The following is a 26,848-nucleotide window of genomic DNA, read 5'->3' as shown; positions in this document are numbered from 1 at the left end:
AAGGGGGTAATCAAAGGTTTTTTTCGGTGTACTGCACATCAAGCAAAGTATAGACAGGGCTTAAATAGCCCTGCCTAGTTGATAAAATAACGTGTGTCTCACGAGTTGAGAGTCTCTCAGACCTACATCTGCTAATTCAATCGTTCCTTCGCATAGATTTTCATTGCTTCAACTAAAAATACCACTAAATCAGGATGGAATTTATTGTAGAAGTTTTTAAAATCCGGATGCTCAAGATACATTTGCCCTAGTCCAATATAACTTTCTCGGGTAGGTGTCCAGAAGTGTTTTACCCAATTATAATGTCTGTGGATTAAATCCTGAACCTTCTTAGCCCCCGGCTTATCTTGATTCAGCATGCAGTTCACCAAGCCGAGATTAATTTCTTCCCCCTCTTTGGCATGTTCGTCCCAGTTATCTTTCTTCCAATGACGAATATTTTTCCAGCTATCATTAATTTCTTTTTGGGTTATATTACCGCGTTCAACAAGGTACTTTTCGTATTCCTGTTGCTTTTTAGGATCAAATCCTTCATACATTTCAATGTCGCTCATGATTAAATTTCCTCTTATATGTGAAATAGTTTTATCAATGGTCTTAATAAGCACTTTCGCTCTTTCAAGACTTTCCAAGAGGATTGATTTATGAGTTGTCAATGTTTCAATTTTATCAAACCCATCACTACTAATAATCCTCTGTATGTCATTGAGAGGAAAACCCAGTTCACGGAAAAATAAAATTTGCTGTAACATCAAAAGTTGCTCTTCCTCGTAATAACGATATTGATTCTCTCCATAATAAGCAGGCTTCAATAAACCAATCTGATCATAAAAACGGAGAGTTCGTGAGCTCACTCCTGAAATCTTAGCTAATTTATTTACTGTGTAAGGCATCTCATCTTCCTCTAAATGAACAGTTCACACGATAAGGGATTACGTAACGGCAAGGTCAAGAGTCAAATTATCCTATTAATGCACGAATTTTACCTTCATATTGTGCTGCGTGTTTGATGATCAGGAAAAATAACATGAGATATTTTGATTCAATCGAGCTCCTGATGTAAAAATTCTGCAATTTGTTGTTCAAAATGTTTACCTTTAAGCTATTTGATTTTAAAATATTCAAAATGATCCATTTGGTTTACAATGAGTAGTGCATGTTCTGTAATGTGAGTGTACTAATATTGTAGTAATCATGGGACCTTTTTGTAGGGCCATAGGATTGCGATTGACGCTGATATCTCGGAGAAATTCAGAATAAATAGTCAATTATAATTTAGTAATTAACTAGCAACATACTAGAGGAAGAGTAGCATGGCATTAAGTTTAGAAGTGCAACAATCAAGCTTAGAACAATTAATGAAACGTTGCACAAATAAGTTAACTGAGCAAAAGATAAAACTTTTAAAAGCTGTTAATGCTTTTGCTGCTGCTCATGATGAACCTTTAGGTTTTCAAAGTAATGAAGTAATTGCTCTGATTAGTAAAAGCCTTGAAATCCCCTTTGAAGACTCTGCACTCCCAGACGTGGTTCTTTCTATTTATTCTCAGATCACCGATCAATTTGACCGCGAAACCGCTGAAATTCAACGCCGGCACCGCGCGCAAGGACATTTCGATAAAAAATATATTGATCAACGTAGTATGCACGATCAATTGCAAGACCATGATATGGACCGGTTAATGCCTCAATCTTATGGGAATATCGAAGTACTGGCCGCAGCAGATCGCTACGATCCAACCTCTCTCGACGTGCAAGAATATTTAATGGCAGCCTTAAAAAATGAAGGTATTCAGCATATTTTCATTCCAGTAGGTCCAGGTCATTGGCGAGGCATTTATTTAACGAAACCTGATAGGGCTGCAGGAAAATATCAGCTTGAACTGTTTGACCCTTTTGGCCCCAGCGGTGCGGAGGGAATCAAAGCCTTTACGCTGAATTTATTAGCAAAATGTGGAATAAAAGAGAATCAAATTACCATTACCCTCACAGGCCCCACTTATCCACAACGCGATGTATATGCCTGCGGTGATTTTACCTGTGCATACAGCCATAAAAAAATGAAAGCACTAGGCGCTCCCAGTAGCGCGTACAATCAAGATTATATCAATGTGTTGGATACTCAGGGTAATAAAAATGATGAGTTGCGCAAAAAAAGTCGAGCGCTATCCAAAACATTAGAAATCAGCCCCCTAGCACCTGTACCACGCGAAGAAATTGAACGAGGAGATCTTCAGTTTTCAGAAATGGACAAACGTGAATTTTGGGTTCAATTAGCGAAACAACTTTCTAATCCTGATAGGGTAGACAAAGTCGTTCTTGACAAAGAAATTGCCAAAATAAAAAGTACATTCGGAACATTCAAGTTCGCATCCTTGCGTGAACTTGAGGCTTATAAAGTATTTAATGCAGACGGTTCTGTAAATAAAAGCATTGCCGCCCAATATGAGATTCAATTTGAAGAGAATCGAATTAAAAAACGACTGGAATCTTATGGACTGAAACATCTCTCCTTTCGAGAAATGATAATTTTTGAATCGGTTATTAGTTCGGTAATTCACGATCTCACCACCGCTAACAGTAAAAAAGAGATGATGCTCGAAGATGAGCTTAAGTCTTTGGCAAATGATTGGAGCCCGAACTCACGAAGCAGAAAAGAAGCGATTAAAAAAGAACTAGACTATGTCAGATCGCATACGCCTAAGAAGGGATTAGCTAAAGAGTGCTTTGCTGAATTTGGGGAAGCGGTGAAAGAATTTAAACTGACAGAACCCTTAAGCATGGAATTAGCAATTCCCGCCAAACAAATGGTGGGTATGGGTTATTTTAAATTGAAAGACATCAACGTTTCAATTTCACCAGGCCCTTATTCCGCCCGCTCACTTATTCCTTCAAAGAGTTCCGAAGTTTACGAACCACAACGTGACATTGCAAGATTTTTAAACAACTTATTAACCAATAATGTGACTCATGTTTTTGCGATGGGCAGGGTGTTTCCCTATGCTCAAATGCAAGGGGGTTTAGATAAAGATTTTATTGACTATTTCATACCTGATGCCAACGGGCGAGTGACACTTCCTCATCTTCCCGAACTAAAGGACACCCACATTACTTCACGTCCCATTGAAAAAGTCGGACGATTTATAACTTATGAAATCAGCATCAATGGCAGTAAGCCCATCCAAGTACATCATTTTCCAATTCAAGAGAAACAACCCTTGAAGTTCACTCGAGAAGAGTTAGCCTATGTTGAAAAAGTAGGCAAGAATACTCTTCCTGAACAAAATATTCATACCCATTGCCGAGACGGGAAAGGAAGTAGCACCCAAATCGCCGATCTTTTACGCGCTTTAAATCCTCAACACCAAAAAGTAAATCGGGAGCAATTAATTGCCCAGATGACGGCAGAGGAAGCTGACGCCTCTCTTGAATTCGAAAATCCCGAGCTTTATATCATTTATGGCACTTTATTAAAGCAAGATATTGATCATTACCTGAAGCAGATTAGTCCATCTCAAAAACTGGTAAAAGAAGAGCATAAGGAACTTCTTGCCTTGGTGGAGCTCCATCAAGAGTTAAACGCCACTCCTTTTCCACAATTAGCAGATTGGGTGTTAAAAGTTAGTCAAAACTCAATTCCTTCGAGCAGAACAAAAACATTATTGTCTACAATTAAAAGCGCTACTGATTTACTAGTGCACGCATTTAAAGAAAGATGGAACCCTGATGAGCTGGAGGTGTTCTTTGATTTACAGGCACGCAGTGGAGGTTATCAGGTTCTTCTTGATGAAATTACCAAAGAAACTCAGAGTGAAGCACTCTCTGAACAGGCTCGAGAAAAACAAGAACAGTCAAAAGAATATGAATCTTTATTCGTAGCACACCTACAAGACGCTTGTTTAAAAAACTGGAATAAGATATCTGAAGAAGATCAAAAAGCATGTATTGCAGTAAATGATCAGGTTTTAGCAACACTGACTGGAATATCAGATGCGATTATTGGACACGTTCCTAGCAAATTCTCCAGAGCAGCATTTGAAAATTTACAAAAAGAGTACGAGCGCTGCAAACAACGTATTGAGCTTTTGGAAAAGGTTGATGGGGCAGACCATAAAGTGCTTGACGACAGCTTACTCCAACGCAGCGAAGTCATAGAGCAGCTGTTCGTTTTAGGTTATGACCATTTTGAAGTAGAGGAAGAACGTATCATTACAAAAATGCATTTGATTTATCAACGTTTAGGTGAATTAAATGTCGCTAACGAGCTGAGTCCGCAACAGTGGGACGAGTTAAAAAAACAGTTTGCTGCTCTGAAAACAGTATTTAATTTTGTTAACCCCCATAAAGAACAACCCGATGTACTCCGCACTTTGGATAACTTATTCCAAGGAAAAAGAGAACACATCACGCATCCCTTTAGATTGGCTGTTTTACAAAAGCAAATCAAAACAGCATACCTCGAAAATTATGTAGGTGAATTATGTTTTGCCGTATTGGAGGCCGCTTACAAAGAGCTTCCCAAAGAGTATTTCGGTGAGAGTGCCGACGGTGCTTATTCTAAAGAAATTCACCGATTGTTTGGCGAGATGAATGATTTAGCTGACAGCTATAAAAAACCCGCGCCAGAAAAAGTTGATTTACTTCATGAACCCAAACCTTTAACTGAAACGGAATGTGAGCAAGCGCGACAGCAAGTTCTTCAGTTAATTGCAAAACATGTTCCCTTTTTAATTACCTCATCAGATGGTCTGAGAGTACGGCTTGAAAATTTAGATAAAGATTTCTCACGCCTGGAAAAGCATTCTCAATTGAGAACTCCAGAGTTTCAGGAATTAAAAACACGCTTTAATGCATTGAGATCGGAATATCTAAGCAGCAACCCACAGGATGTGGTAATAAAGCAATTGATGGCAAAAATGGAAGTGCAAATCCAAAAAGGGGTTGATCTCGATGAGGAAGAACAGTCTCGTCTCGACTCGGCAACAGAAAAATACAGCCACTCGCTGGATAATCTTTTAAGAATTAAAGCGATTAAATCTGGCGCTTCCCAAACCACTCTCGATGAAATTGATTATTTTGAATCACGCATTGAAAAGCACATGCCTAAATCGATTCAATATCCTAATCGGCCCAAACTCATTGTGTTTGATATCGATGATGTTCTTGTGGATATGAGTAGCGGACAACAGAAACGAGTACGTGAACTAATCAATGTCCTACAATATGCCGAGAAACAAGATATAGAAGTAGTTCTTACTACAAATCACAGTCCCTCTCCAGATACTGAGGAACAAGTACTCATTACCAAGTTAAAAAAGGTAATCGCCAAACAAGCAAATATTGATATTTCGAATCAGGTGACTTACTTAGACTCTGTTCCTTTGCGTCACGAAAATGAAGCCATAGTTAAATATCTTCAAAACAAAGCCTCTTCTTTGCAACAAGAAATTGAACGCTTAAAGGCTCAAATCCCTACAACAGAAGATAAGAAAAAATTAGAAGCCATTATCAAAAAGTTACAACTGAAACTTGATTCTTTAAACGAGAAGTCAGTTCCCGTTAGATTAAGCTCAGGCACGCTTTTAAATTTAGACGCCATCAGACATTCTCATGGGTTTAAAGACTTAGAACGTTATTATCAAGCGGTTGAACGAGGTGTTTTAAAGGATTTTAAAAATCCTGAGCTAACAAAAAATATAGGAATTAGTGATTTTGTAGAAAAAAGAGCAATTTGGACTGACTTATTTCGATTAGCCAAAAGTCTAATGCACTCTAAGTCGCTTAAAAAACCAAAGCCTTCACTACAAACTGTATTAAAAGATATTATTTTTGATGCCAATAGACCCGAGGTATTGCAGAAAAAATATGCTGATATCCCTCTATTGCCTGAAGCGATAGAGAAAATTAATGGAAATAGACAATATTTCCTCCAATATATTTCTCAAATCGACTCATTCTATCAAAAACGTCTTGCCATCCAAAAATCGAAGTATGAAAGCGACGCGATGTTGCATGAAGAAGAAATCGTATTTTTTAAGGCCGAGCAAGACCTTATCGATCAAGCGCATCAACTCAGTAATTATCGGGCAATTAAATTAAGTGATTATGATCAAGACTCATTGCAATACATGATTGATTTGAATTATGAGATGGGTTGCTATAATGGTGTCATTGCTTACTTAAACGATGATAAAAAGCATGCCCCTATAGGTTATGGGCCAAAGGGCATCAACAAAACATTAGAATCGTACCTAAAGTCCATTCCCAATTTTACCAAACACGAATTTCAGCATTCTCCTGTGGTATTGCATGTAAAAATGTCAACAATCCTGGCCAAACTACCTGAATTAAGCACAAAAGAAGCCGTACAAAAACGCTTTATGGAGCAATTTTTTGAGGCTGCCATTGAGCGTTTTGATCAATTACCTACAGAGTTGCAAGATGATTTCCTGACTCATTATTATGATGACGCGAATCGTGCTTTAAAAGGAATAAATCAAAAATTCAAAGAGCTAATCCAATCTGCCCCTAAACTGAAAGTGTCAGAATTTATGGATGAGTTAAGAAAGCTCAAAGAACCTCTCCTTGAAATTATTAAAAAGGATGAGAAATTTGCACAAGGAGTTTCACCAACGTTTTTAAGTTCAGAGGCAAAGCTATTACAGTCAATGATTGATCGAATACTTAAAGGAAATATTGATGATTTAATAGTAGAAGCAGAACAGGTACGGTTTAAAAAAGATCATGATAAAACTCGAGCAATGCTTTATACACAAGCGATAACCAATGAACCGCATGTTTATCTGAAAGAGATTCATCCGACCTTGAAAAAAATGGATCTTTTCAATAGTGCATTTATAGCGGAGCAATATGAACTTTGCGCCATGCAACAGTTGGCACTTGTTATTAATAAGTATATTAGTGCGAAGGATAAGGAGAAGGTAGTTCCTTCTTTCCTCTCTCTTTGTGATTTTATCCAGAAATGTATAACACAGATGGATCCTGACAAAAATAATAAGTTTAAAATCCATCGCCAATTACCTCTGGTGACAAAATTATGTGGCGAGTTAGCCAACATTGTTCCTTACCAAAATATGGCGCACAATTTAAAAGACGAAGCCGGGGTTGATTATAATCAAGAAATCACTGCCCTATTGAAACAAGTAAGCGATTACACCAAAAAAATTGAATCCTCCGAGGAATACCAAGCCAAACTCTTTTTGGATAAAGCGGAGCAGTATCTGCTTACTAAAGATTGGAACGTTGGATTTCAATGGACGCCGCATACAGTAAAAGTAGAGGGCAAAGAGAAGAAAATTCCGGCTACTGTAGCAGAACAATTAGAGGTTATAAAACGAGCCAGAAAAAGTGATAATTATATAGAGGCTAAAAAAGAATTTTTACAGATAGGCCAAGAGAAGGAACTTTCTTGGACCTCTTCAAACAAGGCAAGAAAATACTATTCTCTATTTAAATACGAAGAAAATAAATGTGATGAAATTTTGGAAAAAGAGTTTTCAAAAAAAAATAAAGCTTAGCTAATACCGAATTTACTCATCGCCGTCGAGTAAAGAAAGAGACTGGTTTTCTCCCCCACCCTCTCCCCATGATGGAGAGGGAGATGGTAGGATAAGTACGATTCAGGGTCACTCATAATGTTCTTCGTGCGCACCAAAAATGTTATTGCCGATTCAATCGCAGGAAAATTTCTCCAGTTGCAAACCCCTTCACGAAATGAATCGTTAATGATTTCTTAATCTTATTCCAATATAATATTGCTCAATTGTTAATCTTTTTGTGTGATTAGGAGCAACAGCACCTTGAAACGAAAATATAAATTAAATAAGCACGAACAGCACTATTACAAAGAAGTGAAAAAGAAAATTGTGGTCATAGACGACAAAAAAGAGCAACAAAAAATAGATGCCTTTATGAAAACGCATCATTCAGTCACTCCGGCAAATACGGCCCGTGAATCAGGTTATTCCGCTTATCTGTTCAAGGGAAAGAAAGTTGCAGTCAATCCATCCATGGTAAAAAAACGAAAAATAGATAAAGAGCATTATCTGATTTCACGCGATCCTAATGCCCCGAAACTTCCCGTTTCTTGTTTGGCGTCAACAGAGCATGTTGTTGCGATGCAGGATGAAGTGACAGATTTTAAGTCGGAGCTGGAACCTAAAGAAAAACAGAATGTGATGTATCTGATTGCCCTATCGAGTAATTCAAAGCGAGTTAATGTCCGCCATGAAACAAAAGCCATTTTAAGTCTCATGCATCAATACGATAATACGTTAAATCAAAATAATGTCAGCATCACCTACAATAAGGAAAAAAAGGTCTTTGAAATTAGGGTAAGTACTCAAGTTGCAGACATCCAATTACTTGTTCGTGCATTGACCAGTGCAGAAAAATACCAAATTGTTGATTGCGATTTTACATCAATTGGTTTAAATGAAGGAGTTTGTCTGGTTAAAAAGGATGCTTCCAATCCCATTCATGCCCTAGTTAATATTGCAGATTCTACTACTGAAAAAGGATTTCTTGAACGTGATGCAGGCACAACATCTGGATGCTGTACAGCAGCTTATCAAGATCGCAATTGGACATTTAATTTCTTTAAGAGTTTGCAAGATATGCGTGAAAAAACGGAATATCCTCCAAGTACCCTTGCCATAAAAATTATTAATAACAACTAGAAACTCATCGTGCTAGAACGCATGACATTTCAATACCCCTCCCAGTTGCATAGACTTAAATTCAGATTTTTAGCCTGAGTAATCGGGCAACTGACTCATTAACCTGAAAATCCCCTTGTCATTGAGCCTAAAAACCTTTAGTGGTAAAATTGCACACTAAGATCAAAAATTGAATTCATGCGGATAAGTTGCTGATTAATCGGCTTTTTTAATTAACTTAAGGAATAACAAGACTCATGGGTAAGTCTATAAAACAATTATTTGCAGCAATTGCAGAGATCAAAAATAAAAAAGAGATAGAAACGCAATTAAAAAAAATTGAAGAACTCGCACAGAAAGTTCTAAAAAAGCACCATACACTCAATGTGTTCCAGGAGGACTCTGATTACGTACATACTCCGCTTGAAGCGGCAATAGCCGCAGGCTCTATCCCCGTATTTCAATTATTAGTAGGACTCGGTGCTGATCCCTATTGGAAGCCCAAACCTGATAGGCCATCGGCAATCGACTTTTTTATAAACCATTATTTTTCTCGAGACCATTACCATGAAAGAGGCGAATTATTTGAATGGGTGCTAAGGGACAAAGAAAGTCCCCTATTCACCTGGGCAAAGTTAAAAACAAATCAGAAGCTGGATGAAGCATTTAAAAAAGCAAATTTAAAAAAAGCGTGGCTCAATGAGCTCCCCATACACGTCGCCATTCAAGCGGGCCGTATCGATTTGGTTCAGCAGGTGGTAGGCGCTGCGGGAGGCCTGCAAAGAGCAGGCGATATCAGTCGAATGAGTGTTCTTAGCACCGCGATCAACGCCATGCTTGATGGTCAAAAGAACACGCTGGAGATATTAAAGTACTTACTGGAACACGGTTCCAGTCCCCAGACACCCGATGTAGAGGATGCACCGCAACTAATTCACCTGCTTATGAGGATGACTCGCAGCAATATCGAAGAATTCATTGCATTGGCGGCAGTCAATTTACTGCTTCATCATGGTGCCTCTCTTGATGTGACCGATGCTCGTGGTTATACCCCCTTGATGCTTGCCATGAAAGTAGGCTTGCCAAAACTGTTTGCTCTCCTTGTAGATCAGGCAGATGCAGGAACTTTGCATCATCAGGCTCAAATGAAACCCTATTACTTACTCTTTCAATTGCTGGACAGAGAAGAGAATCGATTGAGTCGATTGGATGTTCTGGGACTATTGCCCAAATTGAAAGAGAAGGGTTTAGAGTTTGATCAAACCATCGACTATCATTCTCCTGCAGATCCCTTCGAAGATGCTTTATATAACCAAGGGAGAGAAGTATCTGCACAAAACATGTCGTTATTGCATTTCTATGTTGATAATATGACTCGTACAGAGGAGGATCCGTTTCAAGCTATGGATCACCATCTTGAAGTCATTCAAGCCTTAATTGCACATGGGGCAAATCCTCATGCTAAAGCTACTTTTACACTCACTGAGCGGAAAAATCCCTATTATGGAACGGATACAGCCCCATCCCGCATAGAACTTACCGCTTCTGAGTATGCTAGAAATATCGTTGATCGAATGCTTCGTCGCTATGCTTTAAGTTATGGGGCTTATTGGATCAAAACGTTTGAAGAGGAAAATCACTTTTTAAGTGTGATTTCCCATGAAACCAAGGAAAACCAAATCAGTCTACACAAAAAATTTCATCAACTCAGGAACCTGGAACGTGTTTTATCAGGGAATAAACCTTTGCCTTATTCAGGATTACCAGACGTAAATAAACTGGATAAATTGGCTTTGAATAAACCAAATCAATCCAAATCAGCGACTGTAGAAACTAAACTCGATCCCATACAAAGTAAAGCTCAATTACTCGAGGCACGAAGCCAAAAAAACCAAGGTAATTGGCAAGCGCTAAAAAAAGCCCTGGTAGACTACGCTAAAGAGGCAGAATCATTAGCAGATTTTTTAGCACGAGTCGATCAATTTAAAGCACCATTACAACTTCATTTCAATATCAGCACCGACGCAAAAGGAGCAACGATCTATGGTTCAACACTGTATCGCTTCTTTCACTATTTTGATGCGCATAAATTCCCAAATTCATGGGAAACGTTAAGAAAATTTGGGCAAGATACCTACGGCATAGACATCAATACGCCATACGATGAGGTATCGACCGACTTAACAATGAATTAGTCTCTACCTGAGCTTCTTCCAAACGATCCATGCAAAGCCTGGCTGCAAGGAGCCAGGCCACCCACTGTTCCAGACTTTTCTTGTTAAAAATAAAATCTTGAGGCTCTTTCAAAGGGTACATACTAAAAATGGTATTTGTTCATAGAAAAAGCGTTTTAGATAATTTTATGCTAATATGCGCCCATTCTTTAATCCACAGTAGCGAATAATCATGTTTGAAATTTTTAAAAATGACCAATTTGTTTTGTATTATAAAAACGAAAACAATTCTTCTGGTTTTACCCATCTACTCCAGGTAAAGGATTTATCAACAGGCAAGACAACGGGGATGTGGATCGATCCAACGGGTACCAGCACTTGTTCCAATTTTTTGGATAAAGTTCTAAAGCTACAATCGTTAAAAGGCTCTCTTGATCAGGAAGCGTATGACCATGAAGTGGCCTGTTTTATTGAGCGCCTTATTGCAAATGGTGGCTACTCCAGTCTGCAGATTTCAAGCTTAATGAAAGATGCATTAAAACATCATAAAAACCCTCAGCATGTATTGGACACCATTCAAAACCTGGATTTATCCTACCTTCGACATGAAGATAAGGAACGATTCCAAAGTATTCACGAAATGAGAAATGAAGTTGCTGGATTTATCAAGACACTTACCGATTTTGTTTGTAAGCTCTTGTCCATACCTTCTGATGTTTCAGTCGCATCATTATTAACCCGATTTACGATTTACCAAAATCCTGTTCCTGAAAATGACCAAGAAGAAACAACTTCAGAAAAGAGTTTTTCTCTCTAATTTATTCGCCCCTTAAAGTTTTACAACTCAGGGGCGAAAACCATCCTAACCCGGTTAGCAAGTGCAAAGCGAAACCCTTTTAGTACTTTAAAAAGAGTATCATTTTATAAAAGCATCGTTTTATGGCTTCCTTCTACGCCCTTTCACCTTATATCGCTTGTTTTCTTTTTGAATATTTTAAATTTACCTATTCATGGTTACACCACTTAACGGCTTCACCTCATGATTGGCCTCTTGAGACTGATACTGCATCTGTTTTATATAGTGAATTCTGCGTGCCAAAGAGCCTGTGTGATTGAAATCTTTTTGGCTCTTTATCTCTTCAAGCTCATTCAATAAATCCTCGAGGCCGGTGCTTTTTTGCACTATTTCATTTACTTTATCCACATGATGCCGAAACCAGTTACCTGTAAAAAAACGGGCAACACCAGGGAGGCAATTGTTATTTTTAGTATAATCATTCAAAAGATCCTTCGCACTATCAAATAAATTTTCTGAGGTAAATTCTTCATAACTCTTTGGGAAGTACTCTTTTTTTCTATATGCATCCAGGTTTATTGTTCTTTCTGCCCCATTATCGAACATGCTGATCTCTCTAGGAACCTTGAGCGTTTTTACAGAGAGAGGTAATCTAATAATTAAATCACGTAAGACCTTATCATCAATAACGAGGTTTTTTGTGTCACTCCCTAAAAGAGAAATTTCTTTTACATGATTTGGGAAACTGCTAAAAAATGAACTCAGTTCCTGATGAGTGCAATTTTCAATGACGTCTGCATTAATCGTGAAATGAGTGACCTGTTTTGGAATAGCCTTTATTACTTCTTGTGGATTTTTCCATTTATGGCAGACATTAAAATGAACCTGAGTAATAAAATCAGGAAGTTGTCTTAGATACTTGATGCAATCCTGCCTGGACTGCTCCGCCTTTCCAGATGGAGTAGGAGCGTTAAACACTGAATGAAAAAACATAATCGATGAGAATTTGGGGGGAAACAGATCCAATTTTGCAGCCATTTCCGGACTTGTTATAATGATATCCGGTTTTTTGAGCGGCAAGTCCTCGACCAAATCAAATGCTTCATTGAGAAGCTCTTTTGTTATTGGCGTCTCTTCCTCTACAAGACAATCAATCCAATTTCTACCCCATCGATCAGGTATCATTTTTAGATTTGCTGTTTGTTTTTGAGGGGTACCTTTAGTACCTTGCACTTTGAATAGTAAGAAATTGCCCATAGTTATAGCTCCAATCGCTCAAATCAATATAAAACGTAATTAGAGGCAAGTGAGAAATTCTTCGGATGGGTCTTTACAGGATTTGCTTCGCCGCATTAAAGTCTCAAGAAAAAGCCTTTTGCTTTTCCTTATTCTTTGCCTCAGCGACAAACCCGTTTAATGATTAAAACTAAGTGAAGTACCAGTCCTCTAGCTTTCCCTAAGGAGAGGATATGTCGTATGTTTATTATAACTACTTTATATTAAGAAAATATTAAGTAAACCTGGGTCGGGCCTTGGCCCGAAAACTCCTTAATAGTCTCCTTTCCACCCTCTGCTTAAGTGAGATTCGTTGATTCGTGGATCAATTCTCCACACCCAAAAATGCGGACTCTGTAGAGCAATTTTGTGACAAGTGACTCAGTGTTTCTTATTTATAATAAGATCGATAAATAATCATCCGGATCAATTATTAATCAATTGGTCTATAATCATATCAATTAAATAATAAATAATTTTTTATAAGATTAGAAGAAGAGGATATGTACATGAACAGTAAAAGTTCGAGCGCCTCAGATAGATCCAATACCATTAGAAAAATCAATGAACTGATAAATAGAATTGAGTCAATGAATCTAGAGTTTTTAAATGAAAATTATCCAATGAGCAAACATGGGCCACGTGTTGCTAAAGCAATGTCGGTTGTTAGTGGCACTGCAGCACCCGGCCATGCACTAGAAATTGAAGCATTAATTAATGATGCAAAGCCTGAAACAATCAATAAAAAAACTCAAGCATTAAATATCCAATCAGAACAGTACAAAGATGCTGTTTATTTATACATGAAATTAGTATTAAAAATACTCGATACCGAGGGGACAAAATGGAATAGATTACAAACGACGGATGAGTACTATAAAAAATTAAGGGGACTCATCAGTGATGGCAACAATAACAATGAAGTAAAAATAAAATTTATTGAAGAAACGATTGAACTGTTGTTAACTCGCTGCAAGTTAATTGTCAATTCAAAAGATGCAGAAGAATCAGATAAAGAAAATGCACAAAATCTGTTGCACTACATTGAACAATGCAGAGAAAAGAGCAAGCAAAATCCCCTCAACACCACGGATGCATTTATCGCTATCCTAAAAGAAGCAACCAAAGAAAGTGTCATCGATTGGCTCAAACCCCAACTCCTGCAAACGGATAAAGAACGTTATCCTGCTATAGAAGAACAAAAAGTAAAAGAGTCGAATGTACTGCAAGGGCCACGGCAGAAGACTTTGCTGACCAAAACCATGGAACAGGCTATTCAGGCGATTATTTTAGGGATGGATGTTCACACTGAGATCAATGCACGAGGTGAATATATACTAAAAATACCTCGAGATACGATGCAAACCCTTCTGATTAATGAATATGCAAAAAACCGTAGAGAGTACATTAAATTATGCGAGCAAGCGGAACGTCTTAATCAACCCAAACCACAAGCACCCAGTAAACCACCCATTATTGAAGGCGATATTGTCATCAATTATACCCAGGCATATAAATATATTGATTTTGGCGTGATGGAGTTTGATGAATCCATACTGCAAAAATATTACTCAAACACGAAACATTTTCAGTATATGTATCCTGCTAATAAAAGTGGGATACCTGAAAAAAAGAAAAATGATACACCCATAGACGTAGATAGTTTTATTAAAGAGAGGAAAGAATTAGATCCTGTCGAAAATACCGGTGATTTATTAGATGCCGAAAAGAGAGCGATACATACTTATACCACTAATCGATATAAAGAACTCAATGCATTACTAAGATTTGGCAGCCTACCACGAAAAGATCAAAGCAGTTCAATTCAATTAGAAGACGATAGGCAAAGAGCAGAGGCATTTAAAGAGGCGCTTCCCACATTAGCCATCTTGATAAAAGCAACTAATAAAAAAGCACCCATTGGCCTTTATTTAGCGAATGATATTTCAGAGATAGAAGAAGATATTCGTGATGACCATAAAGCCAAGGCAACAATGGATTCAACGAGTTTTTTAAAAAATCAAAAATTATCTACAAAACCAGGTATCGTTCTAATCAATACACCCCCTGGGTCGCTCGATTATAAAGCTTATTTTATTAACAATAAAAGCTTTATAAAACTGGATGATCAGGCAACGTATTTGAGTATCGATTTAAAATTGTCCCAAACGGAACATGATATGCTGATGAATTCATCACGCTGCACAACGAACCCACACAAGCTGAGCCGCTTTGTAGCCGATTCTCATGCACTTGAATCCTATCGCCAACAAATTGATTCCATTACTAATAAGGTAATTAATCATATTCCTGCTGAACATTTACATCTTTTACATTTTCAAACCGTGCGGGGTATGACAGCCTCTTCAGAGGTAATGAAAAATAAAGCCGTCCCCGAGATCATGAACAGCTATTTAGTCAATGGCACCTTCACTGAAGATGCAATGACTAGCACCTCTACATCAGTAGAAACTGCTAAAAATTTTGCAGGCGTTACCACCGACGAAAAATTGCCCGTCATGCTTTATATCAATAACGCGAATGAAATGGACATTAGCAGCTTGTCGGCATATCCCGGTGAAGAAGAAATACTGAAACCAGGGCAAACCCAATATCTGGTTACCGACGTAAAAGAAACCCTTAGATTTACTGAATTACATCTTGATGAAGCAAGACCCGTGCTTCCCTATCTCGATCAGATTGTATTTAACCAAACTCTTATTCATTTACGAGAACTATTGATAGCAATCGAAAACCAACTGGCATTAGCCCATCTTGTTGCTGATAATCCTCTATTGCGCAACATCATTAGCTTTACCAGCATGGCCAATGTAACCAATATGTCGTCTGCGGAATTCACTCATCAATTAAATTTAATGTTAAATGAGTTAATCCCCCTATTACCCCCTCCTGGCTCAATACAAAAAAATTCACTACCCCAAGAGCTAAACACCAACATTGAAAAGTTGTATGCGCTATTAAAATCGCCGCAATATCAAGAATTAACATCATTGCCACCTATAAACTCTGGCCGCGAACCGGAAGTAGCTCCTGGCAAAGAGAGCGGCAATACTCCTATTCGGATTTCTGAAACAAGGTTGGGAATATTTTCAACAATCAATAAAAGCAAAAGCCCATCAACACAACCTCAATCAGAAAATACAGATACACCTGATGCTACGTCATGGGATAAAGATTACAATTAAGCATCTAATAGTCCGCAAACCCATCTTTTCGCCGAAAAGAATGTTAATTAATTCTCAAAACACCAAGCACTAGTCCCAGGTTACGCGGTATGAGTAATTATCCCAGTGTAATTCCGCAGTAGTGCCTTTTGATATTGAGGTCACTCCTGCTGGTGTTCCTGTGTAGATAATGTCCCCTGATTTTAAGGGAAAAAACTGGCTGATATACACTAATAAATCTTCAGGCCGCATCATCATGTCTGCTCCTTGAGCACGTTGCTTAGGCACGCCATCAATCAGCAGTTGAAATTCAGTATTCATATAATCCTGAAACTGATGAGAGGCAATCCATGGACCCAGAACAGCCGCATCTTTAAATACCTTGGCCGTAGTCCAGGGATGACCTTGTTTTTTCAGTTCAGATTGACGTGCTCTTAACGTCATATCCAGACCAAGGGTAATGTCCGTAATTGCGTTGCGGGCCTCTTCATGGGTCATTTTATAGCCATCACAGGCTATGCGTAGAACAATTTCACATTCAGGTTGTACTGCGTTGTCTTCATTGGGAAAATCAAGATGGAGATGCGCACCCCAGCTAGAGGCTTGTTTGAGAACACTGGGTGGTTTTAAAAACAATACCGGTTTTTCTGGTATTGGGTCACCAAGCTCCTTGGCATGCTCAAGATAATTTTTTCCTACACAAACGATTTTGTCTATAGGCATATGATTTTATACCTTATGGTTTAAGTATTCAGTTGTTAGTCCCATAATTTTTAAGGATATCCATGGCCTTTGCAACAGTACTGGCTCAGATCAATCAACTATTTTTGCAACCTCTTGATTCAGAGCACACTTAAATTAGTAGAAGTTTCCTCTCCCAAGATATTTTTAAATGTTTGCTTCATGATGCGTATCTCACTATAGTTGAACTACCTTGAAATCGGATTATATCGTGCACCATGTCTGAGAAAAGCTATTGGGTTTACATTTTGCAATGCAACAACCAAAGTTATTACACAGGATATACCGATAATCTCGAAAGACGTTTTCAAGAGCACCTCTCAGGTAAAGGCAGTAAATATACGCGAAGCTTTAAACCGCTTGCCATTGCTCAAAGCTGGGAGATAAAAGGAGGCAAACTCATCGCCATGCGCATAGAACGCTACATTAAAAAACTTTCTAAACACCAAAAAGAGCAACTGGTGCTCAATCCTTATTCTGATACCTTAATCAACATTTTATCCCATGAGGTTTCATCGTAATTTATTTTTTAAATAGCAAATAAATAGTTCAGCGCCTATCCTCTTGAAAACACGAACACCTAGGTCGTGCCTTGGCCCGCCCATTCTGTAATTGCCCCTCTTTTCCAACGCTACTGAGGGGGGGAATTGCTTCATTGATGCAGTGCTCAAATCGCTTCTGTACTTGCGTGTACTCTCCACTTCCACGCTCGCCTCGCCTCTCCTCACTCCTCATTTCCCTCTGTGCGTTTGGAAGGGACAATTACAAAAAGTAAAAAAATAGGGTCTTAAAAAGCATTTACTGATAAACACAATGAACCCGATTCAAAGCAGCATCGGCTAAATCGATTGCCATTTCAAAGGTGTCTCCCTCGGTAATCACGGCACATAATAAATGGTCATATCCTTGCGGCGGAACCGTAACCAACTCATCGACCTGTCGCAAAATTTTAAAATCCCTCACCCCAGGTTGATTACTCATTTCTTCAACATGCTTCCAATCCATAATGGTACCCTTCTCGGTGGCGAATAAATTTCGTTCGCATGCAAATTTATTTTTAGTCGCTTTTAACTCAATCGGTTCACCAAGTGCGGTTTGTATACTTGCTTGCGCTAAATTAATTCCGGAGGCTAGTGGAACAAGGTGGCTTGAAACAAAGCCACCAGCCATTCGGGAGTTCACTTCAACAATTTTAGGCCCTTCGGAGGTCAACATGACTTCTACATGAAAGGCACAATTGTTGATGCCAACGGCATGAATGGCCTTTTCAACCACCTTATAAATTGAAGAACAAACCTCTGGTTCCGGCTCATATGGGAAACAATGCATCCATTCTGTGAAACCAGGCTTTTCTACAAATTTTTTGGTAATCCCCGCAAAATGAACTTGAGATTGATTAATAATCCCTTCTACACTAACTTCCTGCCCCGCCATAAACTCCTCAGCAATATACTCATCAGCATACAACCAAAAAGAGACACGATCACAAGTACTCATCAGCGCAAATGCATCCTCGAGTTCAGCTTGGTTGTTTAATTTAAAAACCGCGACACTTGTTGATGCAGCTACGGGTTTGAATATTAATGGGAATCCGATAGTATTTGCTGCATTTTGCAAGTCCTTGAATGTTTTTACCAATTGAAATTTTGGATGGGGAACCTCGCTCCTCTTCAGCGCTTCTCGCATTTTGTATTTATGTTTCACTGTAGTTGCTGCTGCAAGTGAGCTACCAGGTAGTTTAAATTCTTCAGCGATTGCTGCAACCAACTCAACACTCTTATCCAGTATAGTAATAACACCATCAAAAGGTGTCTCTTTATACTCTTCTTTTAAAACAGAAATAGTCTCTGCAAAATTGGTGGTATCTGCCTGAATAAATTTATCAACTATAGCTTTTGCCCAATCAGGCAAATGAGGAGCTATCAAAAAAACCTTTACCCCTAGATTTTTCGCAGCCTCTATTTTTACCAAATTATGGTTATCAGAAACATTTACAAATAAAATCGCTCTACTCATATTTACTCCATATTATTAAACGCTCTTCCTAAAGACTGCTTCATAAGTGGGTTTCCCGCACTCACCTAAATAAACAAAAAAATATGAAATCAATGACAGCATTCCAATTATGATAAACAGGATCTGACCTCCAAAAGATTCAAGGATAGCCCCACCTAAAACTGGTCCTAAAGCCAGGCCCAACTCTCTAAAAGCTAATGCTCCAAAATAAGAACCTTTCAAATGCGAAGGTGCCATATCATCAACAAACAAGAATGCAAAAGGAAATATGAACAACTCACCCACAGTGATAATTAAAATAGAATAGTAAAAGTAGCTTGCTTTGTTACCACAACAAGAAAAACCCAAACAGCCAAGGAAAAATAAAAAGCAACCATAAAAAATAGCTTGATGCTTCGGTATTCCCCGACACAATAGAAAAATTGGAAGCTGTCCAATCAGCACAAACAATGCATTTAATGCAATCGTTAAAGAATAAACACGAACTCCCTCATCGATTTGCTGGGATATGAATTGAGCTAAAGTTGAATCGATTTGTGAGTAACATAAGGCAAATATTATATTAAAGAGAATGAAATTTAATAACCTACGATCTAAAGAAATAGCACGAAAAGTTTCAGATAAAGATACATTGCTTTGTTTGTTTCTAAAAATTTGTTTGGGTTCCTTTAAGAGAACGACATACAAGAAACAGCCAAAACTACAATACATGAAGCCTGATATATAAAAAGCAATGGGAGATAAAGTAACTCCTAGATATACTGCTAATAGAGGTCCAAAAACAGCACCAATATTCATTGCGGCATAGCGTAAGTTAAAAAATAACTCTCGATGTTCTTTATCAACTAATTCGCTGATTAAAGCGAGTGCGACCGGTTGAAAGAAAGAAGAAAATAACCCAAACATTCCATTAAGCATGCCTATCAATGCTAACTGAAGATACCGAGAATTAATTTGCCAGCTTAAACCTAATAATATAAAGATACAGGCTGATGTGAAAATCGAAATATATAATAGTGGAATTCGTCCATATTTATCCGATAATTGTCCACCAATAAAACCACCAAATATTGAACAAAAGGGAGCAATTCCACAGACTAAACCACTTATCCATAATGAAAAGTGGGTATTATGATTAAGAAATAAGATTAAAAAAGGAAGGCACATAAATTTTGCTGAGTTCACGCAAACAATGCCAAATAGCAAACACCAAATCAGCTTTAAATTAGGGTTAAAAAATCTCATTATTATACCCCTAATTAAGTCGTTCAATTTTTGTTATAATTGCATTTACATGTATTTCAATCGTATCAAACAGTGGGATATTAACATCCGCTTTTGATACCAATAGAGGCAACTCCGTACAACCAAGTATGACCCCATCTAAATGGTAACTCGAGGCTAATTTATTAATAATATTTAGGACGATCTCTTTTGATTTACTCGTGACAATACCGTGACATAGTTCATGATAAATGATCTGATGAAGCAACTCCCGATCATAAGCATCGGGAGTTACCACTTGAAGTCCTTTTTTAAGCAGATTATTTTTATAAAAATCTTGCTCCATTGTATAACGAGTGCCAATTAAACCCACTTTTTGTGCACCCAAACGATGTAAATAATCACCGGTTGCATCAATGATGTTAATTAATTTTTTGTGGATCTTAGCATCCAATTGATTCGCCAACTTATTCGTAGTATTAGAACAAATTGCGATTACATCTGAACCCGCCTTATCCAACAAAATCACTTTTTCTTGAAGTAATCTTAATTCCATCACTTCATTTTGTTTTTTTTGATGCTCAAGAATTTCTTCGAAATCAAAACTATACATTACTATTTTGGCTGAGTGATTTTTTCCTTTTGCTCTATTAATGGTTAAATTAAGTCGCTTATAGTATTCCATTGTAGAAGCCCAGCTAACACCACCCAGTAAACCAATGCACTTCATGCTGCACCTCGTAAGTCCATTTCTTCATTATAATTACTTGTTTTATTCTTCCTGTTTAGACTGTTTTTAAATGTCAACTGAATAAAATCAGACATTGAGATATTGATTTCTTTGAGCATTTTCGGGAAAAAGCTAGCATGACTTAATCCAGGCAATGAATTAACTTCAAGGAAATAAATCTTCCCTTCTGAAACAATAAAATCAAGTCGAAACATGTTTTCAAACATTAAATCAGAGAAAATTCGTTTAGAGATATCAGCAATTTGAGTTGTAAATTTATTATAAGATTGGGGGATAATTCGCTCACTCACTCCAAACTTACATAGTTTTTCTTTACGACCAAAAAATCTATTTCGGGTTCTCACCAAAATTAGAGGTAACACCTCAATAGTTCCCAGATTTTCAATGCAGCCACAAGAATATTCCTCCCCTGGGATATACTTCTGTAAAAGAGCAATATTATCGATCTTTAAGATATCCATGATTAAGTTTATCGCAGCATCGATTGAATTTTCATTGAGCAACATACGCTCAGTAAACATACTTGTGCCAAGTGAATTAGGTTTAATCACTATTTCTTGATTATAAAAAAGCAATAACTTTGACTTGATATGTGAGATGCTTGCATCTCTGATTGAGAGCATCGGTATTGGCTCTAGCTCGGGATACATGGATTCAATGTATTTTGAGCAGTGAAATTTACTTTTAGTTAGGCTAGAAGAAAGCACTGATCCAAACGAATTTTTTATATCGAATATTTTTCCTAAACCTTGAATATGTCCATCCTCACCAAACTGCCCATATAATAAAGAAAATACATATTCATTATTTTTTTTAATCTGTTGGAATGCTTCGATAATTGAGATTGGAGCTTTTTTGCTCGTCATGTAATAATCAGGATCTTTCTCAAAATCACATGGTTTTCTAATAACAAAACCTCCTTCAGTTACATAGTAGACATATTGATATAGGTTTGTATCTTTTACTTGATGCTGTAACTCAGAATAAATGCTGTGAAAAGTTCTCAAAGAAAGATCGCGTTCAACAGAAACACCACCAAAGATAAAGCTAATTTTGGGATTTACAGTATTGTCCATAATAATTCTCCAATTGATGTAATTTGATTATCTTGAGAGATAACGATTTAGTTTAAATTTCTTGTTATTTGAATTTTTGATATTGAGCTAATTTACAAATAAGGTATTAGGAAGTTCCTGGTCTGAACGACTGTGGATGGTATTATCTTCATTCATAAAAACAACTTTGGGGATATGTTTTGATACCTGATTTTCATTAAGATTGCAGTAACAAATAATTATAATTTTATCACCTTCATGAACAAGCCTTGCCGCCGCTCCATTCACACAAATCTCCCCACTTCCTTTGCGCCCTTTTATTACATAAGTTTCAAATCGTGAACCGTTATTTATATCCACAATTTGAACTTTTTCATTTTCCTGTATTCCAGTTTCTTGTAGTAAATTTTCATCAATAGTGATACTTCCTATATAATTCAGATTTGCCTGAGTTATTGTTGCTCGATGAATTTTTGCTTTTAACATTGTAACTAACATGATTGCTCCTTTTATTATTAATTCCTTATCGATGAGCAATTTAGTCGTAATTAAACAATGAAAAAATTTTTTTTTTACATGTAAATTTTTAATGGAAAATAAAAGTCTTACTGGTGTTTTTATAAACAGTTTAATTAACTGATCTTATGATTCCATTCTAATGGTCCAATATCTTCCTTAGCCCTAACATCCGAGATGGGTTAAGGTGAGGTGAAATCTAGAAAGCAACATATTTTTTAGCGAGTAAAAATAGTATCGAGGATACTTCTTAATAAAGCAGATACCGAGGATAGATGTTACTATTCTATCTCAATATTTTTTATGAGGTGCCCTGACAGGAACAGTCGTTTTCATAATTTTTTACAATAAGGTGATCAATTCTCTTTGAAAAAAAGAGCATAATAGTTGCAAAAAACAATGCGGATGCTCCTAATTTATCAAAAAAACTTAAATAGTTAGGATTGCTGCTCAATGGATCTAATGGTATTTCATAGTGAATCGAATTTGAGAGAAAATTAGCTAAAGAAGCCGCTATACCAGATACCATCATCCAAAAACCCATCATTATACCTTGTAACCTTTGAGGAGCTAATACGCCTACCATAGAATAACCGACTGGCGCTATAAACACCTCACCAAATGCTTGCAAAATAAAATGAAGCGCAACCCAAGACGGAGATACAAAACCAGAATCATCTGAATTAATAATTCCCAATGAAAATACAAAAAAGGAGATACCAATAAATGTTATGGCAATTATAAATTTGTGGGATAGACTTAAATCTAATCCGCATTTTTTTAGTTTTTGGAAAAAAATACCCAATATAGGTGAGAATATAATCACAAATATTGAGTTTAGGTTCATATACCATTGTGGTGGAATAACAACTCTAAATATCTGGGCTTTTATATTTTCTTTTAAAAAATATGTTATACCCATTGGTCCAATATAAAATAAAGTCCAAAATATTATTGATGATAGAGATAATAAAATAAACGCGTATATATTCCTTTTTTCAGTAATGATTTTTGTTATCTTACTTTGATGAATTAAGAATAGTACTGTAAAAACACCTAAAACAACAACTAAACTATTTGAAAAATATGCATAACTAAAGCCTATTATAATAAGGAAGCACAATATGCTCATTATTCCTAACGCCAATGTTATTTCCTTAAAAAAGCTAATTATCCTTTGTTCCATTCCACACTCATATGATCTCCAATTAAATATAATCGAGATAACTGCGAGAACATTAAAAATATTACATATATCGAAGAGACGAGTATAATTAGAATAAAACTCATAATACCCACCAACAAAAAATCCCAATAAAAATCCAGCATTAATAGCTGAATAGTTGATGAAAAATGAGATTTCTCCATTTGCATCATTTTCTATCTTCTGAGTAAGAATGCACTTTAAGGAAGTAGAATTAATTCCGCAACCTATCAAAAATAAACTTAATCCATACATTAAACCAGTTGAAGATGACAAACTTAAAATATATGTACCTATAACCTGAAGAGATGTGGATGTGATTAATAGAACCCTATTACTAATAATTCGGCCTCCCAAATATCCAGCAACAAGATGTAATGCGAAATTAAAAGCCAAAAACATCCCGATATAAGAATTGGCTTCAGTTTTGGTATAACCCAATCCTCTAGTTAAATATAATACTAGCGATGAAAACAAAACTGCATAGCTAAATGTAACAATCCCGCTAATTAAATGAAGTAAGTTGAGGCTGATTCCTTTTTTTCTCAATGAAAACATTACTTTGTAATCCTTTACCGATTAAATTCTGTATGATAATTTTAACTATCATTTTTGTTATGTAAATTTTTAACTGGGATTTTTTTACATTAAATTAGGGATAAAAAATTGAGCACTATAATTAAAACTAATTGGGATGAAGTCAAGGATAAAATCAAAATTATTAATAAAAATTTCTTTAATTTAATTGAAAGTATATCTCCTGTATCTTCTATGCCACTTTATCTTGCTACATATGATTATGGTAAGGTAATAGGCTCTAAAAGTTATTTCTTTATCCCCGATCATACTGGTAATGAATCTTATCTAGGATCTAATATTATTCCAAATGAAATAGCAAAAGATTTGGATTACGGAAAAAATAGCTCTCCCCTTGGATTAATAATGGAGAATTATTGTGAATGGTCTTACGAAGAAAGTAATGTAATATTTCCTTTTGCAGTGCAAGGTGAAGGTACAATTTTTAATCAACAAATTATTTTCCAGGAAGAACAAACAATTGAAAATAATACTATATCTCTCCATTCAGGTGTAAAATCTATTTTTATGTTACCAAATATAGGATGCAAGGTTCACCATAAAAAAATTCAGTTAGCCTTAGGTATTGAATCTGAAGCCCCTAAAGATCCTAATGAGCACTATGCTTTGTTTAGAGAAATACTATATAAAACAGGATATTACAAAGACTGGCGTAGCACGATTTTATTTTTTTCGAAACAATGGATAGATGAGATAAGAAATAACCCAGCATGGCTAGGTGTAAAATTCTTTTTTTCAGAGAATTTAAGAAAAAGAATTAGTCGGGACTTGTATAATTCATTTTATAATGATTTATTTATGACTTCGAACAGTGTAAATAAACATAGACCTACTCCCTTTCTCATCGATACTGCCAAATATATTTTCAATATAATAATGGGAAAAGGTATTGGATATATTCCGGCACAAAATTCTAAACTTCTTCCTGTAGAACCTATACAAGAAATATACCATAAAATATACCAGCTAACTTATTCTCCGATCTTAATGGTACCTTCTAGTTTTAATAATAACTTAGAGCACATATATTATTCTCTTCAGCAGCCAAGCAAAAAAATAAATACTTTCAAAATTAGAATGAATAACAGCACTTACCAAGAATTAGCTGTACTAAGGAAAATTCTTATCTCTTATTTAGACGAATTTTCTTCAGATGACTCCAATTCTTTCGGCAGCGATTTATATTGGGCTTGTCAAAACATAAAACTTTCTTTTTTTCATAATAAGCCATCGGATCCAAAAGATAATATTTTACTTGCAAAACAAATTACTGAGCATGACGTAAGATTTCAAATTTCCAAATATAAGAAATTAGATATATCTAATGATGCTAAGTTTTTTAGAGGTTGTTTAAGAATTTCAAGATCAAATAATATAATTAAATAATTCCAATATATTAGAATTTAATTCTCCTCTCTTTAGAGGAGGTATAAATATAGTTGATATATGAGAAATATTTTCTATGGCTAGATCTTTTAATTCTTTTACTTCATTAGAAAATATTTTGCCAGGTGTTTGTGATGCAGTGTACACAGCCAATTCATGATCAGGTGGATAATATGCCATTAAATATTCTTTAAGAACATTTAAATACTTGGAAATGTTGATATCGTTCATACCCAAGCTACTTACTTGATATAAAACTAAATTTGAATTTACATCTATATTTTTTTTATAAATTAACAAATCAGTTGCATCATAAACGCAAAGTCCTCCTTGCCCCGGATTAATAAGTAAGTCAGCAAATAAACAATCTAGTGAAGAAATGGCTGGCAATACATAAGCTGTACCTCCCTGCTGCCTTATTTTTATAACAGCATTTAAAGCAAAATCAGCAAAAAAAGCAGGATGTCCGTACAAAACTACACAGACACTGCTGTATAAACAATAATCAGAGATAATTTTGTCAGTTAAATTTTTATATGAATCTTGTCTATTGGTATAGTTGAAATATATCTCATCTAATGATTCACTATTTTGATGCTCTCTTTTTAAGAAATCCGACATAATCTTATCGTTTACTAAAAAAAGAAGTTTCTCAGAATTTCTTAATAAGACTAATGACTCTTCAGTTAAATGAGCTATCGATTTAATACCAGAACCAATTACTATTAATCGACCCATAGTGAACAATCTGTTTTACCACTGATTACAAATATAGAATTAGTATGAGGATATTGTTTTTTATCTAGCTTATCCATCTCAATGTTGTTCTGAATATCATCCCTTAGATATTCATAACCTATATATTTTTTTATTAAATCAATGTCATCCATTTTATATCTCCTTTGTGACAGAATTCCCACAATTTAGCATTTTGATAAGTTATTATATACAGAGGGTTTTAATTTAACTAGCCAAAAGAATTTAAGAAATATCTAACATAATCTAAAACTGGATTTTCTGAAAAAGGATTTCCAATTTATTAGTTTTTAAATCGATCTTTTGCAGCACCATCTTCGACTACAACATACCCCAGGTTGTGAATGAGGGCGAACAAACCTCGCGGATTCAGAAAAGCATGTAACCCTATAAATGAATTTAATTTGATTGAGGAAAAGGATTAATAGCATTATCTACAGCCTATTTTCCACCAAAATTAGAAATTAAATAAAATTGCTTGTTTCTTTTATATC

18 protein-coding genes are annotated in these 26,848 nt (G+C 36.2%); 7 read left to right on the top strand and 11 right to left on the bottom strand.

All coding sequences use genetic code 11. The annotated features are described in order from the left end of the window. Positions 1 to 131 precede the first annotated feature (131 nt). Positions 132 to 893, bottom strand: a complete 762-nt coding sequence (locus tag EL022_RS05910; RefSeq protein WP_028381278.1) for a MerR family transcriptional regulator — start codon at positions 891 to 893, stop codon at positions 132 to 134. 420 nt (positions 894 to 1,313) lie between these two features. Here EL022_RS05910 and EL022_RS05905 point away from each other — a divergent pair, with 420 nt between their 5' ends. The 4 genes from EL022_RS05905 (at position 1,314) to EL022_RS05890 (ending at position 11,669) form a co-directional block, all read left to right on the top strand. After that, a complete protein-coding gene (locus tag EL022_RS05905) occupies positions 1,314 to 7,538 on the top strand; it encodes a hypothetical protein (protein ID WP_035900869.1) in 6,225 nt (2,074 codons plus the stop codon). Between the two features lie 282 nt (positions 7,539 to 7,820). Then, positions 7,821 to 8,699 (top strand): hypothetical protein, encoded by an 879-nt coding sequence (locus EL022_RS05900; RefSeq protein ID WP_028381279.1) that lies wholly within the window; start codon positions 7,821 to 7,823, stop codon positions 8,697 to 8,699. Between the two features lie 236 nt (positions 8,700 to 8,935). After that, positions 8,936 to 10,873, top strand: a complete 1,938-nt coding sequence (locus EL022_RS05895) for an ankyrin repeat domain-containing protein (protein WP_028381280.1) — start codon at positions 8,936 to 8,938, stop codon at positions 10,871 to 10,873. A gap of 211 nt (positions 10,874 to 11,084) precedes the next feature. Beyond that, a complete protein-coding gene (locus tag EL022_RS05890) occupies positions 11,085 to 11,669 on the top strand; it encodes a hypothetical protein (RefSeq protein ID WP_028381281.1) in 585 nt (194 codons plus the stop codon). 183 nt (positions 11,670 to 11,852) lie between these two features. Here the strand turns inward: EL022_RS05890 and EL022_RS05885 are convergent, their stop codons facing one another. Continuing rightward, positions 11,853 to 12,905, bottom strand: coding sequence for a DUF5617 domain-containing protein (locus EL022_RS05885; protein ID WP_028381282.1), 1,053 nt, complete (start codon positions 12,903 to 12,905; stop codon positions 11,853 to 11,855). Positions 12,906 to 13,432: 527 nt separating this feature from the next. Between EL022_RS05885 and EL022_RS05880 the strand changes: the two genes are divergently transcribed. Further along, the gene (locus EL022_RS05880) at positions 13,433 to 16,129 is read left to right on the top strand and encodes an ADP-ribosyltransferase (protein ID WP_028381283.1); all 2,697 of its coding nucleotides are present in this window, start codon (positions 13,433 to 13,435) and stop codon (positions 16,127 to 16,129) included. Between the two features lie 69 nt (positions 16,130 to 16,198). Here EL022_RS05880 and EL022_RS05875 read toward each other — a convergent pair whose 3' ends face one another. Then, complete coding sequence (locus EL022_RS05875) at positions 16,199 to 16,831, bottom strand: fumarylacetoacetate hydrolase family protein (RefSeq protein WP_051544462.1); 633 nt, start codon at positions 16,829 to 16,831, stop codon at positions 16,199 to 16,201. 236 nt (positions 16,832 to 17,067) lie between these two features. Here EL022_RS05875 and EL022_RS05870 point away from each other — a divergent pair, with 236 nt between their 5' ends. Continuing rightward, positions 17,068 to 17,370 (top strand): GIY-YIG nuclease family protein, encoded by a 303-nt coding sequence (locus EL022_RS05870; RefSeq protein ID WP_028381284.1) that lies wholly within the window; start codon positions 17,068 to 17,070, stop codon positions 17,368 to 17,370. Positions 17,371 to 17,647: 277 nt separating this feature from the next. Here the strand turns inward: EL022_RS05870 and EL022_RS05865 are convergent, their stop codons facing one another. The 6 genes from EL022_RS05865 to EL022_RS05840 all read right to left on the bottom strand — a co-directional run bounded on the left by EL022_RS05865 (position 17,648) and on the right by EL022_RS05840 (position 24,173). Further along, a complete protein-coding gene (locus EL022_RS05865; protein WP_028381285.1) occupies positions 17,648 to 18,865 on the bottom strand; it encodes an ATP-grasp domain-containing protein in 1,218 nt (405 codons plus the stop codon). 15 nt (positions 18,866 to 18,880) lie between these two features. Next, entirely contained in the window at positions 18,881 to 20,110 is a 1,230-nt protein-coding gene (locus tag EL022_RS05860) for an MFS transporter (RefSeq protein ID WP_028381286.1), read from the bottom strand. 10 nt (positions 20,111 to 20,120) lie between these two features. Further along, a complete protein-coding gene (locus EL022_RS05855; protein ID WP_028381287.1) occupies positions 20,121 to 20,819 on the bottom strand; it encodes an aspartate/glutamate racemase family protein in 699 nt (232 codons plus the stop codon). After that, a complete protein-coding gene (locus EL022_RS05850) occupies positions 20,816 to 21,916 on the bottom strand; it encodes an ATP-grasp domain-containing protein (protein ID WP_028381288.1) in 1,101 nt (366 codons plus the stop codon). Before EL022_RS05850 ends, EL022_RS05855 begins: the two co-directional genes overlap by 4 nt. 87 nt (positions 21,917 to 22,003) lie before the next feature. Next, the gene (gene panD, locus EL022_RS05845; RefSeq protein ID WP_028381289.1) at positions 22,004 to 22,393 is read right to left on the bottom strand and encodes an aspartate 1-decarboxylase; all 390 of its coding nucleotides are present in this window, start codon (positions 22,391 to 22,393) and stop codon (positions 22,004 to 22,006) included. A gap of 319 nt (positions 22,394 to 22,712) precedes the next feature. Beyond that, a complete protein-coding gene (locus EL022_RS05840; protein WP_028381290.1) occupies positions 22,713 to 24,173 on the bottom strand; it encodes a peptide MFS transporter in 1,461 nt (486 codons plus the stop codon). A 108-nt stretch (positions 24,174 to 24,281) separates the two neighbouring features. Here EL022_RS05840 and EL022_RS05835 point away from each other — a divergent pair, with 108 nt between their 5' ends. Next, positions 24,282 to 25,598 carry a hypothetical protein gene (locus EL022_RS05835; RefSeq protein ID WP_028381291.1) on the top strand — a complete coding sequence of 439 codons (1,317 nt, stop codon included), beginning with the start codon at positions 24,282 to 24,284 and terminating at the stop codon, positions 25,596 to 25,598. Here EL022_RS05835 and EL022_RS05830 read toward each other — a convergent pair. Together EL022_RS05830 and EL022_RS16060 are read right to left on the bottom strand one after the other, a co-directional pair. Next, positions 25,578 to 26,336 (bottom strand): SAM-dependent methyltransferase, encoded by a 759-nt coding sequence (locus tag EL022_RS05830; protein ID WP_028381292.1) that lies wholly within the window; start codon positions 26,334 to 26,336, stop codon positions 25,578 to 25,580. The genes EL022_RS05835 and EL022_RS05830 overlap by 21 nt on opposite strands. Continuing rightward, positions 26,324 to 26,488, bottom strand: a complete 165-nt coding sequence (locus EL022_RS16060) for a hypothetical protein (RefSeq protein WP_155832651.1) — start codon at positions 26,486 to 26,488, stop codon at positions 26,324 to 26,326. Before EL022_RS16060 ends, EL022_RS05830 begins: the two co-directional genes overlap by 13 nt. Positions 26,489 to 26,848: the final 360 nt, after the last annotated feature.

It is taken from the genome of Legionella cherrii, from assembly GCF_900635815.1.
GTDB lineage: Bacteria > Pseudomonadota > Gammaproteobacteria > Legionellales > Legionellaceae > Legionella > Legionella cherrii.
This window is presented reverse-complemented; position numbering and strand designations above follow the sequence as displayed.

Bases quoted from the DNA above. Each gene is read 5' to 3' on its own strand.
- EL022_RS05910 (WP_028381278.1), bottom strand. From the start codon at position 893: ATGCCTTACACAGTAAATAAATTAGCTAAGATTTCAGGAGTGAGCTCA.
- EL022_RS05905 (WP_035900869.1), top strand. From the start codon at position 1,314: ATGGCATTAAGTTTAGAAGTGCAACAATCAAGCTTAGAACAATTAATG.
- EL022_RS05895 (WP_028381280.1), top strand. From the start codon at position 8,936: ATGGGTAAGTCTATAAAACAATTATTTGCAGCAATTGCAGAGATCAAA.
- EL022_RS05890 (WP_028381281.1), top strand. From the start codon at position 11,085: ATGTTTGAAATTTTTAAAAATGACCAATTTGTTTTGTATTATAAAAAC.
- EL022_RS05885 (WP_028381282.1), bottom strand. From the start codon at position 12,905: ATGGGCAATTTCTTACTATTCAAAGTGCAAGGTACTAAAGGTACCCCT.
- EL022_RS05880 (WP_028381283.1), top strand. From the start codon at position 13,433: ATGAACAGTAAAAGTTCGAGCGCCTCAGATAGATCCAATACCATTAGA.
- EL022_RS05875 (WP_051544462.1), bottom strand. From the start codon at position 16,831: ATGCCTATAGACAAAATCGTTTGTGTAGGAAAAAATTATCTTGAGCAT.
- EL022_RS05870 (WP_028381284.1), top strand. From the start codon at position 17,068: ATGTCTGAGAAAAGCTATTGGGTTTACATTTTGCAATGCAACAACCAA.
- EL022_RS05865 (WP_028381285.1), bottom strand. From the start codon at position 18,865: ATGAGTAGAGCGATTTTATTTGTAAATGTTTCTGATAACCATAATTTG.
- EL022_RS05860 (WP_028381286.1), bottom strand. From the start codon at position 20,110: ATGAGATTTTTTAACCCTAATTTAAAGCTGATTTGGTGTTTGCTATTT.
- EL022_RS05855 (WP_028381287.1), bottom strand. From the start codon at position 20,819: ATGAAGTGCATTGGTTTACTGGGTGGTGTTAGCTGGGCTTCTACAATG.
- EL022_RS05850 (WP_028381288.1), bottom strand. From the start codon at position 21,916: ATGGACAATACTGTAAATCCCAAAATTAGCTTTATCTTTGGTGGTGTT.
- panD (WP_028381289.1), bottom strand. From the start codon at position 22,393: ATGTTAGTTACAATGTTAAAAGCAAAAATTCATCGAGCAACAATAACT.
- EL022_RS05840 (WP_028381290.1), bottom strand. From the start codon at position 24,173: ATGTTTTCATTGAGAAAAAAAGGAATCAGCCTCAACTTACTTCATTTA.
- EL022_RS05830 (WP_028381292.1), bottom strand. From the start codon at position 26,336: ATGGGTCGATTAATAGTAATTGGTTCTGGTATTAAATCGATAGCTCAT.
- EL022_RS16060 (WP_155832651.1), bottom strand. From the start codon at position 26,488: ATGGATGACATTGATTTAATAAAAAAATATATAGGTTATGAATATCTA.